The following is a 16581-nucleotide window of genomic DNA, read 5'->3' on the forward strand; positions in this document are numbered from 1 at the left end:
TATTTTATAGTATAATTATAGCAAAAACAAAGAGTTAATATGAGTCAAATTTCTATTATATTGCCAACTTATAATGTAGAAAAGTATATTGCTAGAGCGTTAGATAGTTGCATTAATCAAAGTTTTCAAGACATAGAAATCATTGTAGTGGATGATTGTGGTAATGATAAAAGTATAGATATAGCCAAAGAATATGCTAGTAAAGATGATAGGATAAAAATTATACACAATGAAGAAAATTTAAAACTTTTAAGAGCGAGATATGAGGGGGTAAAAGTAGCAAGTTCACCTTATATAATGTTTTTAGATACTGATGATTGTTTAGAGCTTAATGCATGTGAAGAGTGTTTTAAAATTTTAGATATGGGGGGGGGTAAAATTGATTTATTGTTTTTTGATGCTTTTATTAATAATACAAAAAGAATAATAAAAAAATTAAATATAGAACAAAAACAATATAACAATAGAGATTTTATAACGCAAATAATAAAAACAAAAAATCCATTTTGGACTATGTGGGCTAAAATAGTCAAAAGAGATATTTACTTAGAAGCTTTTGCTATTTTAAATCTTAAAAAAGAAATTAAAATTAACATGGCAGAAGATGTGTTATTGTACTATCCTTTGATGATATTATCCAATGAAATATTTTATTTGGCAGAACCTTTATATACTCAATATGTGAATAATAATTCTATAACGAATAATACCAAATCCTTAGAAACTAATATTCAAGAGTATGAAATTGTGTTAAATATTTTAAAATCAATTAAAAATAAAAAAACACCTTTGTATTTTTTAATCACATATTTATTAAAAACTCAACTATTAAAATATAAACAAAAAAAACATCAAAAATTGTTTTTTTACAAGATTATTGTTTTATATCAAAAATATATATTTAAGTGGAAAAAATTTTTGTATATTTTAATTTATAATAAATCAAAAATCTTGTAATTTTATATCTTATTTTTGTAATTTTATAAGGTTTTAATAGTTGTAATTTTTCTTTAGCACATAAAGGATCTTTGTTAAATTTTTTAATTTTAAATGCATTCTTAATATAAAAATATAAAAAAGTATCTTTTAACAATGAAGAAATTTTTCTATCGTGATAATTTTCTATAAATCGAACCAACTCTAAACTAGTTTGTACCCAACTATAACATTTAAAATATTCTTTTGCTAAAGTTGCATTTTCATTAAAAGTAATGAATATATCATAAAAATACGGAAGAATATTGTCTTTAGTAATTTTTTTATTCTGATTTGTTAAAGAGTTTGTGCGAATTCTATAATAGTAAAATACTTTAGGATAAATATAAATATTCTTAGCTTGTGAAAAAAGTAAAATTCCAAACAAATGGTCTTCTGCAAAAATATAATTTTTAAATTTCAATTTTTTATCACTTATATAATTAAAATTTATCATACCACTCCATGCAAATGCAAAATCTTTATTTTTATTTTTTATTAGATATTTAAACCAATCAACCGGACTTATTTTGCATTCTTTTTTGATATATATATATTTCATGCGACTATGATGTTTTAAAAAACTTCTTTCTATATCATAATATTCAATATTATCAAACCAAACTATATCAACCCCATCCATTCTAGGAACACATTCTTCTATGCAGTTTAATTCCCAATAATCATCACTATCTAAAAAGATAATATAATCTATATTAGGATAAGTGAAATTGGTTAAATCTTTTTCATTATTAAAAGCTTTATAGCTTTTATATACTTTATAAATATTATAAGAATTATTGCCATCTAGTTCAAATTCTATCAAAGAATTTTCTTTGATTTGTGTAGTTATATTTTTAAGTTTATATTCTCCATTAAAATATTCTATACCTACATTTCTAGCACTACTCAATCCTCCATTTTCTTTATCAAAAAGAGTGATTCTTTGATCTTTTAAGGCATATTTTTTTGCGATTTCAAAAGAGTTTTTGTCAGTGCTTCCATCATTTACTAGTATGATTTCTAAGTTAGTATAAGTTTGATTGATTACACTATCTAGACATTCTTTTAAGTATTTTTCTACATTATATATGGGGATTACTACGCCTACTTTTTTCATGTATAGCCTTTATATTTTTATGGTATTATATCAAAAACTTTTTAGGAATATATATGCAAATACAACAAGATAATCCTTTATTTTATAATCATTTAACAAAAAAACTAAGCTCTTTTATACCCATAAAACCAATAAGAAGAAAAATAAAAAATCATATCCAATACAAACTAGAACACCCTAAAGTAGCCAATTATCTTTTAAATAACTATGTCAAACCTTTTTTAGAAGGAAAAATTTCCCATTTTTGCTTTGAAAAAAAACATCATTTTAAAGATGATAAAATCATCTGGCAGTTTTGGTACCAAGGTAAAGAACAAGCCCCAGTCATGATACATCAATGTTTTAACTCGGTACAAAAACAAATGAAAGATGAATACACGATTATTATTTTAGATAAAGATGATATAAAAGATTACCTTGATTTTCCACCATATATTTTAGAGAGGCTAGAAAATAATTTTTTTGGAGAAAAAACTATAACTTTTTTTTCAGATCTTTTAAGGGTATGCTTGCTTGCAACTTATGGTGGCATATGGTGTGATGCAAGTATATTTTTAAGTTCTAAGATACCCAATGAACTTTGCAATAAAAACTTTTTTGTCTTTGAAAGATCAAAAATGAAACCTAGTAAAGAAAAACTCAAAGAGTTTATCAAAAGTGGATATTTTTCTTATGGATATTTCAACTGGAATGATGATTTTAAAGTTAAAATGCTAAGTAGTTTTATAATAGCAAAATCAAATAATACTTTTATTCAAACTTTAAAAGATATTCTAATGAGTTATTGGAAAAAAGAACAATCTAAAAAAAATCACTATTATTTTATATTGCATATTATTTTTGAACTTTTAAAAGAACATGGCTTTATAAATGATACTTATAAAAACATGAGTGATATAGAATGCCATTTATTGCAATTTAATGCGAAAGAAAAATTTAATCCAACTCTTTGGGAGGATATTCAAAAACAAAGCTTTTTGCATAAACTCACACATTTTAAGTCTATAAAAAAAGATTCAATGATAGATAAGATTATCTTGCAAAGTTGATTTTATCTAAAAATACTTTTAACCTTTTGCCAAATTTTCCAGATATCATAAGGAATTCTTGTTTCAATATATGGCATTATAATAGGTAATTTTTCTTTTAAATTTAAAGGATCTTTTTTAAATTTTTTGATCATTAAAGCTTTTTTTACATAAAAAGGTAAAAATACTTCTTTAATTGCTTTATTGTTTTCATTTTCTTTAGAATTTTTAAAAAAATTAATAAGTTCTATAGCTGTTATTACTCTACTTATAGCTTTTAAATAATTTTTTGTCTCTTTGGTGTTATTAAAAGCTTTGTAAATATCTTTAAAATACTCTGATATATTTTCTTTTGTCACTTGTTTATCATGGTTTGATATACTGTTTGCTCTTAGGCGGCATAAGTATAATCTTTTTGGTAAAATGTAAATTTTCTTAGCATTGGCAAAAAGGATCATGCCAAAATGTATATCTTCATTGATAATTTTATTAATAAATTTAAGTCTTAAGTGTTTTAAAAATGTAAAATTTATCATACCACCCCAACTAAAGGAGATATCTCTAGATCCTATGTTTAACGCTTGATTAGCATAATCTTTTGGAGTGATAGTGCATTCTTGAGTGAAATTAAAAATATTCATTCTTGTTTTTTGACCTTTATCTTCTATACCATCATCATAAATACAAGTATGATTAAACCACAATACTTCTACATTTTGCATTCTTATAACACACTCTTTTATGCAATTTAGTTTCCAAGAATTATCAGAATCTAAAAAAATTAAGTAATCAATATTAGGGATTTTTAAAATTTTATCTTTACAAGCATTTTTTCTTTTGTAAATTTTATAAACATTTTGTGGATTTTCATTGACAATTATAAAAGTATAAAAATCATCTTTTTCGTCTGAAAACTCTAGTCTATATTCTTTGTAAAAATACTCAAGTCCCGTATTTCTAGCACTACTCAATCCTCCATTTTCTTTATCAAAAAGAGTGATTCTTTGATCTTTTAAGGCATATTTTTTTGCGATTTTAAAAGAGTTTTTGTCAGTGCTTCCATCATTTACTAGTATGATTTCTAAGTTAGTATAAGTTTGATTGATTACACTATCTAGACATTCTTTTAAGTATTTTTCTACATTATATATGGGGATTACTACGCCTACTTTTTTCATGCTTTATCTCCAAGTTGTTTTTTTGTTTTTTATGGTTTTAAGATAAATCTGATGATTGATTTCAAGCATATTTTTGCTATTTTCTTTGTGATAAATATGATAAGCTAAGGCATTAAATTTAAGTCTTTTAAGCACTCCATTGTTAAACAAAAATCTAGCCACAAACTCACTATCTTCCCTACCCCAACCAATAAATTTTTCATTAAAACCCTCAATAGATTCAAAATCACTTTTATAAAAACTCATATTACAAGTTTTGCTACCTTTGACAAGTTGTGATTTTTTAAAAAATTTCTTAGTTAGTTTTGAAAATTTATATACACATTTAGCTAAAAAAATATTTCTTTGATTTTTAAAACATTTTTTGTTAAATGCTAAATTAAAATTATTTTTGCTTAAAAGTTCCTTGCTTTCATTTTCATTTAAAATAATTCTTGAGCCTTGCAAGATAGTTTTAAAACTAGCAAATTTTAAATGATCGGCGATAAAATTTTTGTCTAAAATCATATCTCCATCGATTAAAATAATATATTCGCTATTAGAAGCATTGACAGCTTTATTGCGGCTTGTTGCAGCACGAAATCCCTTATCTTCTTGCCAAATATGTTTTAAAATACAAGGAAAATCTTTTTGATATTCTTTAATAAGTTTTGCCGTATCTTCTTTGCTGCCATCATCTGCAATTAAAACTTCGTTTGGTAAAAAAGATAGATTTTTAACGCTATCGAGTACAAGTTTAAGGCGTTCTTTTTGATTGTAAGTTGTAATAATTAAAGCACAAGTTTTTGGTTTTTGTTTTTGAAGTTCATATAATTTCATGTATTTAAAAAAAACTCCTAAGGCACTACAAATACTAATCATAAAACCTTTATATCCATATAAAAATCCATTTTTTAAAAAATAATTTTTAAAAAAAGTCCAAAAAGCCCTTAAATTTGCTTTTAAAATTCCACTTTTTTTGTGCATATTTTGTTTTGCCCAAAGACTTGAATAATGTTGCATTTTATCAATTAAGTGAGAAATATCTCTAAAAGCATAATGTCTTAATCCATTTTTAAGATGAATTTTTTTAGCATTACTTAGTAAAACAAGACTTTCATGAACTAAATTATCATTAAAATGAGTGAAATTTTTATTAAAAATTCTTAAAACATAATCAGGCCACCAACCACAAGCCTTTATCCATTCACCTTTATAGAGATTTTTACGACTAAGTGCAATGATATCTTCTTTTTTTAATTCTAAGTTTTTAAGTTCGATAATACATTCATTTTCAAGCACTTCATCTGCATCAATGTTTAAAATCCATTCATTTTTTGCATAGCTTAAAGCAAGATTTTTTAAAGCTCCAAAACCTATAAAAGCACTGTGATAAATGTGCAAATTAGCAAAATCTTTTTTAAATTCATTAGCGATTTTTAGGGTATTATCGCTGCTTTCATTATTGAGTAAAATAATTTCTCCAAAATCTTTTAAAGAATTTAAACACTCAAGCAAGGTTTGTTCTGCATTTTTTACTATGATAATAACGCTTATTTGTTTTAAATTCATTTTACATCCTTGTAAATTTCCTCATTATAACTTGCAAAGCGTCTATGGAAAAAAAAGTATTCCCAAGGTCTTTTTTTGATCATTTCTTCACAACTTTGTGCTTGATAAAGTGTTAGTTCCTCTAAACTTGCATTTTGAGAATCTTTTGCTTTAAAAAACTCTATGTAAAATTTACCATCTTCTTTATAGGCGTAAACAGGGATGATTAAAGCATTGCTTCTTTGTGCGATAAGGCTTGCCCCCATTTGATAGTTTACTTCTTTGTTGAAAAATTTCAATCTTAAGCCTTCTTTATCGGTGCAATCTTGATCGGTTAAAATTCCTAAAGTTCGTCCCTTTTTTAGAGCACTTAGCATTTGTCTTATACCGCCTTTTTTGTCGATAAGTTCTATGTTAAATTGGGTGCGACTTTGACTTAAGATTTTATACATAACTTCACTTTTTAACTTTTTTCCTACTATGGAAATCGCACCATATTTAGCTGCATAAGCAAGGCTTAAAATTTCCCAGTTTCCATAGTGTGCAGTTGTGAAGATAATAGGACGTTTTAAAGCTAGAGCATCTATAAGAAAATTTTCATTGATAAATTTTACTTTATCAAGTATTTTTTCTTTGGTGATATTTTGATTTTGCAAACAATCAATTCCAAATTGAGCAAAATTTTCATAAATTTTTAAAGATAATTTATTGCGTTCTTTTTGGGTATATTGAGGGAAGCAAATTTGTAAATTTATATCGATGATTTTGCGGTGTTTTTTGTTAAGATAAAAAGTAATTCTTGCTACAATTAAAGCTAAAACATGCAAAATACAATCAGGCATAAAATGAACAAAAAATTTTAAAATACAATAAAGACTAAGATATAATCTATCACTGTTTTTCATCAAGTAAGCCTTTAGCAAGTTTAAAAATATCTTCTTCTTCTATGCGTGTGATACAAAAATCGCTTTTATCGATATGTTTGGCATTTTGGATTTTTTTACCCGCATCAATGATTTTATTAATATGAGTTTGGAAAGTATTGCGGTAGCTTGGTGTTGCGCCAAAAATTGTGATAGAAGGCTTATTTAAAGCAAAGGCTAAATGTGTTGGACCACTATCGTTTCCTATGATTAAATTCATCATTTTTGTAAAAGCCATCAGTTCTTCAAGACTGAATTTTGGTGCTAATTCTATATGTGTTTCATCAATACCACTAAGATTTAAAACCTCTTTGGCAAATTCGTATTCTTTTACATTACCCCAAGCAAGCCAAATTTTTGCTTTTTGAAATTCATTGATTAAAAGTTTGCAAAGTATAGCAAGTTTGGTTTTAGGATAGATTTTATTTTTCATACTCGAACCTACATGTATAAGTATATTTTTTTCATTTTCATTCAGTTTAAGTTTATTGCTTAAGAGTTGTTTTAAATTTTCATCTACACTAAAAATATCTTGTTTAAAAGCTAAATCTTTAGCATCAAAATCACTATTTAACATAAAAGAGGTAAGATTTAAGTATCTTACAAATACATTTTCATTATAGTCTATGCTAAGTTTTTGATTGTAAAAATTATGAGCAAAACTTTCTTTAAGGCTGTTTTTATCAAAACCAAAATTATTTCTACTTAAAATTCGACTTACAATAGCAGATTTTATAAGCCCTTGTAGATCTATTACTGCATTATAGTTGTTTTTTCTAGTTTTTAAAAGTATTTTAAGACTTTTTAAAATTTTTTTGTCTTTTAAGGGTAGGGCATAGAGTTTGTCTATTAAAGGATGATTTTTGAGTATGCCTTCAAATTTTTCATCTACGAACCAATGAATTTCTATATCTTTTTTAAAATTTTTGATAAATTGCAAAACCACGGCACTTTGGATAATATCACCAAGTGCTGATAAACGAACAATTGCTATTTTCATTAAAAACCTAAACAATATTTTAAAATTTTTGTTATGATTTTAGCAAAATTATTTAAAAAAAGGTTAAAAATGGCAAAAAATGAAGGCTATATTTGTGTTTTTGATTGTGAGAGTGTGCCAGATGTTGAGCTTATTCGTAAAACTTTGGGTTTTGAAGGAAGCGATTTAGAAGTGAGTTTAAAAGCCCTTCAGTGGCAAAAGGAACAAAGCGGAAGTGAGTTTTTGCCTTTGCCTTATCATGGAATCATTAGTATTTGTGCGGTTTTAAGTGATAATTTTGGAAAATTTATCAAGGTAAATAAAATTGATGGTCATGATGAAAAAGAAATGATTGTTAATTTTTTTAATTTCATAGAAAATTACGAGCCAAAATTAGTCAGTTTTAATGGCAAAAATTTTGATATGCCCGTTCTTGTTTTAAGGGCTTTAAAATACAATATTAAAGCAGTAACTTATCTAGATACACAAAGTGACAAATGGAATAATTATAAAACAAGATTTTCAGAATTAAAGCATTGTGATTTATTAGAATCCTTAGGATCTAATGGGCGTGGAATAAAGCTTGATACGCTTTGTTCTATGGTAGGTTTGCCAGGAAAGTACGATGTGTGTGGTGATGAGGTAATGAAACTTTTTTATCAAAATGAACTTGAAAAAATTCATGAGTATTGCGAAAGTGATGTCTTAAACACCTATATGCTTTTTTTGAAATATGAACTGATTAAAGGTAATGTTAATGAAGAAGATTATGCTAATTTTCTTTCTTATATGAGAGATTTTTTACGCACAAAAAAAGCAAATCGTTCTTACACTGAGGTTTTTGCAAAAGCTTGCGAAAATGAAATTTTAAAAGTTCAGTCTTAAGTATTTAAGAAAATATATTAGAATTTACTTTTGACATTATTAAAAAAGGAATGATGATGAAAATTCTTATTAGCGGTGGTGCAGGTTATATAGGTTCTCATACTTTAAGACAATTTTTAAAAACAGATCATGAAATTTGCGTACTGGATAATCTTTCTAAAGGTTCCAAAGTCGCAATAGAAGATTTACAAAAAATAAGAGCTTTTAAATTTTTTGAACAAGATTTGAGTGATTTTCAAGGCGTAAAAGCATTGTTTGAGAGAGAAAAATTTGATGCTATTGTGCATTTTGCAGCGAGCATTGAAGTTTTTGAAAGTATGCAAAACCCTTTAAAATATTATATGAACAACACTGTTAATACGACAAATCTCATCAAAACTTGTTTGCAAACTGGAGTGAATAAATTTATATTTTCTTCAACCGCGGCTACTTATGGCGAACCACAAACTCCTGTTGTGAGCGAAACAAGCCCTTTAGTACCTATTAATCCTTATGGGCGTAGTAAGCTTATGAGTGAAGAGGTTTTGCGTGATGTAAGCATGACAAATCCTGAATTTAAGCATTGTATTTTAAGGTATTTCAACGTTGCAGGTGCTTGTATGGATTATACCTTAGGACAACGCTATCCAAAGGCGACTTTACTCATAAAAGTTGCAGCTGAATGTGCTGCAGGAAAAAGAGATAAACTTTTTATATTTGGCGATGATTATGATACAAAAGATGGTACTTGCATAAGAGATTTTATCCATGTGGATGATATTTCAAGTGCGCATTTAGCGGCTTTGGATTATTTGCAAGATAATCAAAGTAATGTTTTTAATGTAGGTTATGGATATGGTTTTAGCGTAAAAGAAGTGATTGAAGCGATGAAAAAAGTTAGCGGGGTCGATTTTAAAGTAGAACTTGCCCCACGCCGTGCAGGCGATCCTAGTGTGTTGATTTCTGATGCAAGTAAGATAAGAAGTCTTACTTCTTGGCAGCCTAAATATGATGATTTAGAGCTTATTTGTAAATCTGCTTTTGATTGGGAAAAGCAGTGTTAAAAAAACTTTTTTTTATTTTAAGTAAGGAAGATAAAAATTTTTTATTTTTCTTGCTTATTTTTTCGGTATTTGTCTCTTTTATAGAAACTTTTGCAATTTCTTTGGTGATGCCTTTTATTACTTTAGCTAGTGATTTTTCTTATTTTGATCGTAATAAATATTTAATCAGTTTAAAAGAATATTTAAATATTCCTGTTTTTGAAATCATTGTTTATTTTGGAGTAGGGCTTGTTATTTTTTATGTGTTTAGAGCTTTGCTTAATGCGTATTATTTTCATCTTTTAGCAAGATTTTCTAAAGGGCGTTATCATGCGATTGCTTATAAGGTTTTTTCTAAATTTTTAAATATTAATTATGAAAAATTTACTCAAAAAAATCAATCTGAAATTTTAAAATCTATCACAGGAGAAGTTTATAATCTAAGCACTATGATTTCATCGTTTTTACTTTTGATGAGTGAAATTTTTGTAGTGTTTTTGCTTTATGCTTTAATGCTTTTGATTAATTATAAAATCACTTTATTTTTAAGTATTTTTATGGCATTAAATGCTTTTATTTTGGTGAAAATTTTAAGTCCTATTATCAAAAAAGCAGGGCTTAGGCGCGAAGAAGCGATGAAAAATTTCTTTGAAATTTTAAATACGAATTTAAATAATTTCAAATTTATCAAACTTAAAACTAAAGAAGATGGAGTACTAAATCTTTTTAAGGTGCAAAGCGAAGCTTTTTCTAAGGCAAATATTACCAATGAAAGTGTGGTTGCGGTGCCTAGAATTTATCTTGAAGGTATAGGTTTTTGTGTGCTTATTTTTATCGTGGTATTTTTGGTTTTGAAAAATGAAAGTGATATTTCAGGTATTTTATCTACGATTTCCATTTTTGTTTTAGCGCTTTATCGTTTAATGCCAAGTGCAAATCGTATTATTACAAGTTATCATGATTTGCTTTATTATCATACTTCTTTGGATATTATTTATCAAAATTTAAAGCAAGAAGAAGAAAATTTAGGTGAGGAAAAACTAAGTTTTAAGCAAGAGCTTAAAATTTGTAATCTTAGCTTTGGTTATGAAGGAAAAAAATCTTTATTTGAAAATCTTAATTTAAACATTAAAAAAGGCGAAAAAATCGCTTTTATAGGAGAAAGTGGCTGTGGAAAAAGTACTTTAGTAGATCTTATCATAGGGCTTTTAAAACCAAAAGAAGGACAAATTTTAGTCGATAATGAACAACTAAATACAAACAATGTGAAAAATTATCGTCAAAAGATAGGCTACATTCCACAAAATATCTATCTTTTTAATGACAGCATAGCTAAAAATATCACTTTTGGAGACGCAATTGATGAAGAAAAACTCAGTAAAGTTATAAAACAAGCAAATTTAGAACATTTTATAAAAAATTTACCTTGTGGAGTGCAAACAAAAGTAGGTGATGGAGGAAGCAATTTAAGCGGTGGTCAAAAGCAACGTATAGCTATAGCAAGAGCTTTGTATTTAGAACCTGAAATTTTAGTGCTTGATGAGGCCACTTCAGCACTTGATACTCAAAGTGAAGCAAAAATCATGGATGAAATTTATAAAATTTCTAAAGATAAAACCATGATTATCATCGCACATCGCCTTTCTACTATAACACAATGTGATAAGGTTTATCGTTTAGAACATGGTAAGCTTAAAGAGGAGAAATGATGAAAATAAGCTTTATTATCGCTACTTTAAATTCGGGAGGTGCTGAGCGTGTTTTAGTGACTTTAGCTAATGCACTTTGTAAGGAGCATGAAGTAAGTATTATCAAATTTCATGCAGGAGAATCTTTTTATAAGCTTAAAAATGAAGTTAAAGTTATAACTTTAGAGCAATTTAGATTTGATACATTTTATCATAAAATTGCAAGTCGTTTTAAGAAATTTTTTGCCTTAAGAGGGACTTTAAAAGAAAGTAAGGCTGATGTTTTTATTTCTTTTTTGGATACAACTAATATTGCTTGTATTATTGCTAAAATAGGGCTTAAAACTCCACTCATCATTAGTGAGCATAGCAATGAGGCGTATTTAAAACCTAAAATTTGGCGTTTTTTAAGAAGGATAAGTTATCCTTTTTGTGATGCTTTAAGTGTGCTTGGAAGTAGTGATAAAATATATTATGAAAGATTTGTAAAAAGAGTTAAACTTTTGCTAAATCCTTGTCATTTTAGCGATGAAATTCCTTTTGATTCTAGTTTTGAAAAAGAAAATTTAGTCCTTTTCATAGGGCGTTTAGATCACAACAAAAACCCTGCAATGTTTTTAAAAGCTATAGCGCATTTGGATAGAAATTTGCAAGAAAAATATAAATTTGTTATAGCAGGAGATGGAGAATTAAGACAAGAGCTTGAATATAAAGTAAAATCTTTAGGAATAAAAGTTGATTTTTTAGGGCGAGTTGAAAATGTCAAGGCTCTTTATGAAAAAGCAAAAGTGCTTTGCCTTTGTTCTTTTGTGGAGGGCTTACCAACAGTTTTAATCGAAAGTTTATATTTTGAGGTTTGTAGAATTTCAAGTTCTTATTATAATGGCGCTAAGGATTTAATCAAAGATAATTATGATGGACTTTTAGTGGGTTGTGATGATGAAATAACTCTTGCTAAAAAACTTGAGCTTGTTTTAAAAGATGAAAATTTCAGAAAGAAGCTTACAAATAATGCAAAACAAAGATGCAAAGACTTTGAAATTTCTCATATCAAAGAAGAATGGCTCAAACTTATAGTTGAGGTTAAAAATGCCTAAACTTTCAGTTATAGTACCGACTTTTAATCGTAAATTTTTGCTAGAAAAGGCTATTAAAAGCATACAAAATCAAGATTTTAAAGATTTAGAGATTATTGTAAGTGATGATAATTCTAGTGATGATACTAAAAGTATAGTGCAAAATTTACAAAAAGATGATGAGCGTATTAAGTATTTTTTAAATCAAAATTACAAACAAGGTCCAAATGGCAATAAAAACAATGGTTTAGATCAAGCAAGTGGTGAGTTTGTAACTTTTTTAGACGATGATGATGAGCTTTTACCCGAGGCTTTAAGTATTTTAATGCAAAAAGCAAATGAGGGTTATGCTCATGTTTTTGGAAATTGTTTAATAGAAAAAGAGGGAATTTTAAGCAAGGAATTTAGTGGTAGGGGATTGGATAAAGATATTGAAATTTCTAAAAAAGATTTTTTAATGGCTAAATTTAGTGGAGAGTTTTTTTCTATTTTTAAAAAATCTTTACTTGAAAATAAGCGTTTTAATGAAGAATTTTATGGCAATGAAGCCACACTTTGGATGAATTTATACAAAGAAAAAAGTTTTTATATCCATAAGGCTTTTAGAATTTATAGAATTTTTAGACAAGATAGTGTAACTTTAGGAGCTAGTAAAAATGCTTATAGGGTGTATTTAGGGTATTTAGAACTTGCTAAAATTTTAGAAAATGAACTTAAGGTCAGTGGTGATAGAGATTATAAAAAAACTTGTGCAAATTATTATAAAATGGCAGCTTATTATGCAAAACTTGCAAAAAATTATAAAGCACTTTATAAGTGTTTATTTAAAAGCTTAAGTATAAAAATCAATACTCCTGCTTTGGTATTACTCATTTTAAGTATAATTCCAAGTAATATGGTGGAAAAATTATCAAAAATTCGGGTGGCTTTATGCAGAAATTAGGTATTTTTATTTATTCTTTAGGAAGTGGTGGTGCTGAAAGAGTTGTGGCAACTTTATTGCCTATTTTAAGTTTAAAATTTGAAGTGCATTTAATCTTGATGAATGATAAAATTTCTTATGAAATTCCAGAGTGTCAAATTCATCTTTTAGAATGCTCACAACCTAACGAAAATCCTATTTTGAAATTTTTAAAGTTACCTTTTTTGGCTTTAAAATACAAAAAACTTTGCAGAAATTTAGGCATTGATACAGAATTTGTTTTTTTAAATCGACCTAATTATATAGCTTTAATGGCAAAAGTGTTTGGGAATAAAACCCATCTTGTGATCAATGAATGCACTACACCAAGCGTAATGTATGCGAAAAATAATTTTAATTCTTTAGCAAATAAATTTTTGATTTCTTTACTTTATCCTAAGGCAGACTTAATTTTACCTAATTCTAAGGGAAATTTAGAAGATTTAGTAGAAAATTTTAATATAAATCCGAAAAAATGTGAAATTTTATACAATGCTATCGATTTAGAAAACATAGAGCAAAAAGCTCTTGAAGATATAGCTTTAAAAGATAAATTTATTTTAAGTGTAGGCAGGCTTGATAAAGGTAAAAATCATGCTTTATTAATTCGTGCTTATGCGAGATTAAAAACAGATTTAAAGCTTGTGATTTTGGGTGAAGGCATACTTAAAGATGAGCTTTTAGCTTTGATTAAAGAGTTAAATTTAGAAGAAAAGGTTTTGCTTTTAGGATTTGATAATAATCCTTATAAATACATGGCTAAATGTGAATTTTTTGCTTTTGCTTCTGTGTTTGAAGGTTTTTCAAATGTTTTAATTGAAAGCTTAGCTTGTTCTTGTGCGGTGGTTTGCACTGATCATAAAAGTGGCGCACGTGAGCTTTTTGGTGATGATGAATTTGGACTTTTAGTAGAAGTGGATAATGAAAATTCTATGTTTCAGGGTTTAAAGACTATGCTTGAAGATGATAAATTAAGAAAAGCGTATAAAAACAAAGCTAAAACTAGGGCTAAAGCCTTTGATAAAATAAAAATTGCACGTGATGCTTTAAAATATTTATTAGGATAGAAGATGTTGAAAAAAGAGTATTTAAAAAAACCTTATTTAGTTTTGTTTGCGATGATTATATTGGCTTATGTTTTTAGTGTATTTTGCAGGTTTTATTGGGTCTGGTGGGCAAGCGAGTTTAATGAGTATTTTTTCAATAATCAATTGATGATCATTTCAAATGATGGTTATGCTTTTGCTGAGGGTGCAAGAGATATGATAGCAGGTTTTCATCAGATTAATGATTTAAGTTATTATGGTTCTTCTTTATCTACGCTTACTTACTGGCTTTATAAAATCACACCTTTTTCTTTTGAAAGCATTATTTTATATATGAGTACTTTTTTGTCTTCTTTGGTGGTGATTCCTATTATTTTACTTGCCAATGAATACAAGCGTCCTTTAATGGGCTTTGTAGCTGCTCTTTTAGCAAGTATAGCAAACAGTTATTATAATCGCACTATGAGTGGGTATTATGATACAGATATGTTGGTGATTGTTTTACCTATGTTTATTTTATTTTTTATGGTAAGAATGATTTTAAAAAAAGACTTTTTTTCATTGATTGCTTTACCATTATTTATAGGAATTTATCTTTGGTGGTATCCTTCAAGCTATACTTTAAATGTAGCTTTAATTGGACTTTTTTTAATTTATACACTTATTTTTCATAGAAAAGAAAAGATTTTTTATATAGCTGTGATTTTGTCTTCTCTTACTCTTTCAAATATAACATGGTTTTATCAAAGTGCTATTGTGGTAATACTTTTTGCTTTATTTGCCTTAGAGCAAAAACGCTTAAATTTTATGATTATAGGAATTTTGGGTATTGCAACTTTAGTGTTTTTGATTTTAAGTGGTGGGGTTGATCCTATACTTTATCAGCTTAAATTTTATATTTTTAGAAGTGATGAGAGTGTGAATTTAACACAAGGTTTTATGTATTTTAATGTTAATCAAACCATACAAGAAGTTGAAAATGTAGATCTTAGTGAATTTATGCGAAGAATTAGTGGTAGTGAAATTGTATTCTTGTTTTCTTTGTTTGGTTTTGTGTGGCTTTTGAAAAAACATAAAAGTATGATTATAGCTTTACCTATATTAGTGCTTGGATTTTTAGCTTTAAAAGGAGGACTTAGATTTACTATCTATGCTGTGCCTGTAATGGCTTTAGGATTTGGTTTTTTATTGGGTGAGTTTAAAGCTATAATGATTAAAAAATATAGTCGATTGATTTCAAATGTTTTTATTGTTTTTGCAATCATTTTAACCTTGGCTCCAGTACTTGTTCATATTTATAATTATAAAGCCCCAACTGTTTTTTCTCAAAATGAAGCATCATTATTAAATCAATTAAAAAGCATAGCTAATCGAGAAGATTATGTGGTAACTTGGTGGGATTATGGTTATCCTGTGCGTTACTATAGTGATGTAAAAACCTTAGTAGATGGTGGAAAGCATTTAGGTAAGGATAATTTTTTTCCTTCTTTTGTTTTAAGTAAAGATGAGCAAGCTGCGGCTAATATGGCAAGACTTAGCGTAGAATACACAGAAAAAAGCTTTTATGCTCCGCAAAATGATATTTTAAAAACAGATATTTTACAAGCCATGATGAAAGATTATAATCAAAGCAATGTGGATTTGTTTCTAGCTTCATTATCAAAACCTGATTTTAAAATTGATACACCAAAAACTCGTGATATTTATATTTACATGCCTGCTAGGATGTCTTTGATTTTTTCTACAGTGGCTAGTTTTTCTTTTATCAATTTAGATACAGGAGTTTTGGACAAACCTTTTACTTTTAGTACAGCTTATCCACTTGATATTAAAAATGGAGAAATTTATCTTAGCAATGGAGTGGTTTTAAGCGATGATTTTAGAAGTTTTAAAATAGGTGATAATGTGGTTTCTGTAAATAGTATCGTAGAGATTAACTCTATTAAGCAAGGTGAATACAAAATCACTCCAATCGATGATAAGGCCCAGTTTTATATTTTTTATTTAAAGGATAGTGCTATTCCTTACGCACAATTTATTTTAATGGATAAAACTATGTTTAATAGTGCTTATGTGCAAATGTTTTTTTTAGGAAATTATGATAAAAATTTATTTGATTTAGTAATTAATTCTAGAGATGTTAAAGTTTTTAAGCTTAAAATTTAAAGGT

General features: G+C 27.2%; 13 protein-coding genes and 1 pseudogene. 9 read left to right on the top strand and 5 right to left on the bottom strand.

Annotation, left to right across the window (positions count from 1 at the left end; genetic code table 11):
• Positions 1–39: 39 nt before the first annotated feature.
• Positions 40–957, top strand: a complete 918-nt coding sequence (locus tag ACOTU8_RS01055; protein WP_422341408.1) for a glycosyltransferase family 2 protein — start codon at positions 40–42, stop codon at positions 955–957.
• Here ACOTU8_RS01055 and ACOTU8_RS01060 read toward each other — a convergent pair.
• Positions 902–2095: a glycosyltransferase family 2 protein gene (locus ACOTU8_RS01060; protein WP_422341409.1), complete on the bottom strand. Its 1194-nt coding sequence runs from the start codon at positions 2093–2095 to the stop codon at positions 902–904. The genes ACOTU8_RS01055 and ACOTU8_RS01060 overlap by 56 nt on opposite strands.
• A gap of 53 nt (positions 2096–2148) precedes the next feature.
• On the opposite strand from ACOTU8_RS01060, the gene ACOTU8_RS01065 reads away from it, so the two are divergent.
• Positions 2149–3144 (top strand): capsular polysaccharide synthesis protein, encoded by a 996-nt coding sequence (locus tag ACOTU8_RS01065; RefSeq protein WP_422341410.1) that lies wholly within the window; start codon positions 2149–2151, stop codon positions 3142–3144.
• Here ACOTU8_RS01065 and ACOTU8_RS01070 read toward each other — a convergent pair.
• From ACOTU8_RS01070 to waaC, 4 genes and pseudogenes are all read right to left on the bottom strand, one after another.
• Positions 3128–4301 (bottom strand): annotated as a pseudogene (locus ACOTU8_RS01070) (glycosyltransferase family 2 protein). The gene ACOTU8_RS01065 and the pseudogene ACOTU8_RS01070 overlap by 17 nt on opposite strands.
• 3 nt (positions 4302–4304) lie before the next feature.
• Positions 4305–5852 (bottom strand): glycosyltransferase family 2 protein, encoded by a 1548-nt coding sequence (locus tag ACOTU8_RS01075; protein ID WP_422341411.1) that lies wholly within the window; start codon positions 5850–5852, stop codon positions 4305–4307.
• On the bottom strand, positions 5849–6736 hold the full coding sequence (htrB, locus tag ACOTU8_RS01080) for a lipid A biosynthesis lauroyl acyltransferase (RefSeq protein WP_422341412.1): 888 nt from the start codon (positions 6734–6736) through the stop codon (positions 5849–5851). Before htrB ends, ACOTU8_RS01075 begins: the two co-directional genes overlap by 4 nt.
• Positions 6723–7754 (bottom strand): lipopolysaccharide heptosyltransferase I, encoded by a 1032-nt coding sequence (waaC, locus tag ACOTU8_RS01085; protein ID WP_422341413.1) that lies wholly within the window; start codon positions 7752–7754, stop codon positions 6723–6725. The genes htrB and waaC overlap by 14 nt, the downstream gene beginning before the upstream one ends.
• A 69-nt stretch (positions 7755–7823) precedes the next feature.
• On the opposite strand from waaC, the gene ACOTU8_RS01090 reads away from it, so the two are divergent.
• Genes ACOTU8_RS01090 through pglB form a run of 7 tightly spaced genes read left to right on the top strand, consistent with a single transcriptional unit; the run spans position 7824 to position 16577 of the window.
• Positions 7824–8618, top strand: a complete 795-nt coding sequence (locus ACOTU8_RS01090; protein WP_422341414.1) for a 3'-5' exonuclease — start codon at positions 7824–7826, stop codon at positions 8616–8618.
• Positions 8619–8674: 56 nt separating this feature from the next.
• Complete coding sequence (galE, locus tag ACOTU8_RS01095) at positions 8675–9661, top strand: UDP-glucose 4-epimerase GalE (RefSeq protein ID WP_422341415.1); 987 nt, start codon at positions 8675–8677, stop codon at positions 9659–9661.
• Positions 9655–11349, top strand: coding sequence for an ABC-type lipopolysaccharide transporter PglK (gene pglK / locus ACOTU8_RS01100; RefSeq protein ID WP_422341416.1), 1695 nt, complete (start codon positions 9655–9657; stop codon positions 11347–11349). Before galE ends, pglK begins: the two co-directional genes overlap by 7 nt.
• The gene (gene pglH / locus ACOTU8_RS01105; protein ID WP_422341417.1) at positions 11346–12425 is read left to right on the top strand and encodes a glycosyltransferase; all 1080 of its coding nucleotides are present in this window, start codon (positions 11346–11348) and stop codon (positions 12423–12425) included. Before pglK ends, pglH begins: the two co-directional genes overlap by 4 nt.
• The gene (gene pglI, locus ACOTU8_RS01110) at positions 12418–13347 is read left to right on the top strand and encodes a glycosyltransferase family 2 protein (RefSeq protein ID WP_422341418.1); all 930 of its coding nucleotides are present in this window, start codon (positions 12418–12420) and stop codon (positions 13345–13347) included. The genes pglH and pglI overlap by 8 nt, the downstream gene beginning before the upstream one ends.
• Positions 13335–14432: an N-acetylgalactosamine-N,N'-diacetylbacillosaminyl-diphospho-undecaprenol 4-alpha-N-acetylgalactosaminyltransferase gene (gene pglJ, locus ACOTU8_RS01115; RefSeq protein WP_422341419.1), complete on the top strand. Its 1098-nt coding sequence runs from the start codon at positions 13335–13337 to the stop codon at positions 14430–14432. The genes pglI and pglJ overlap by 13 nt, the downstream gene beginning before the upstream one ends.
• A 3-nt stretch (positions 14433–14435) precedes the next feature.
• Positions 14436–16577: an undecaprenyl-diphosphooligosaccharide--protein glycotransferase gene (pglB, locus tag ACOTU8_RS01120; protein ID WP_422341420.1), complete on the top strand. Its 2142-nt coding sequence runs from the start codon at positions 14436–14438 to the stop codon at positions 16575–16577.
• Positions 16578–16581: the final 4 nt, after the last annotated feature.

Source organism: Campylobacter jejuni, from assembly GCF_049221745.1.
Taxonomy (GTDB): Bacteria; Campylobacterota; Campylobacteria; order Campylobacterales; family Campylobacteraceae; genus Campylobacter_D; species Campylobacter_D jejuni_E.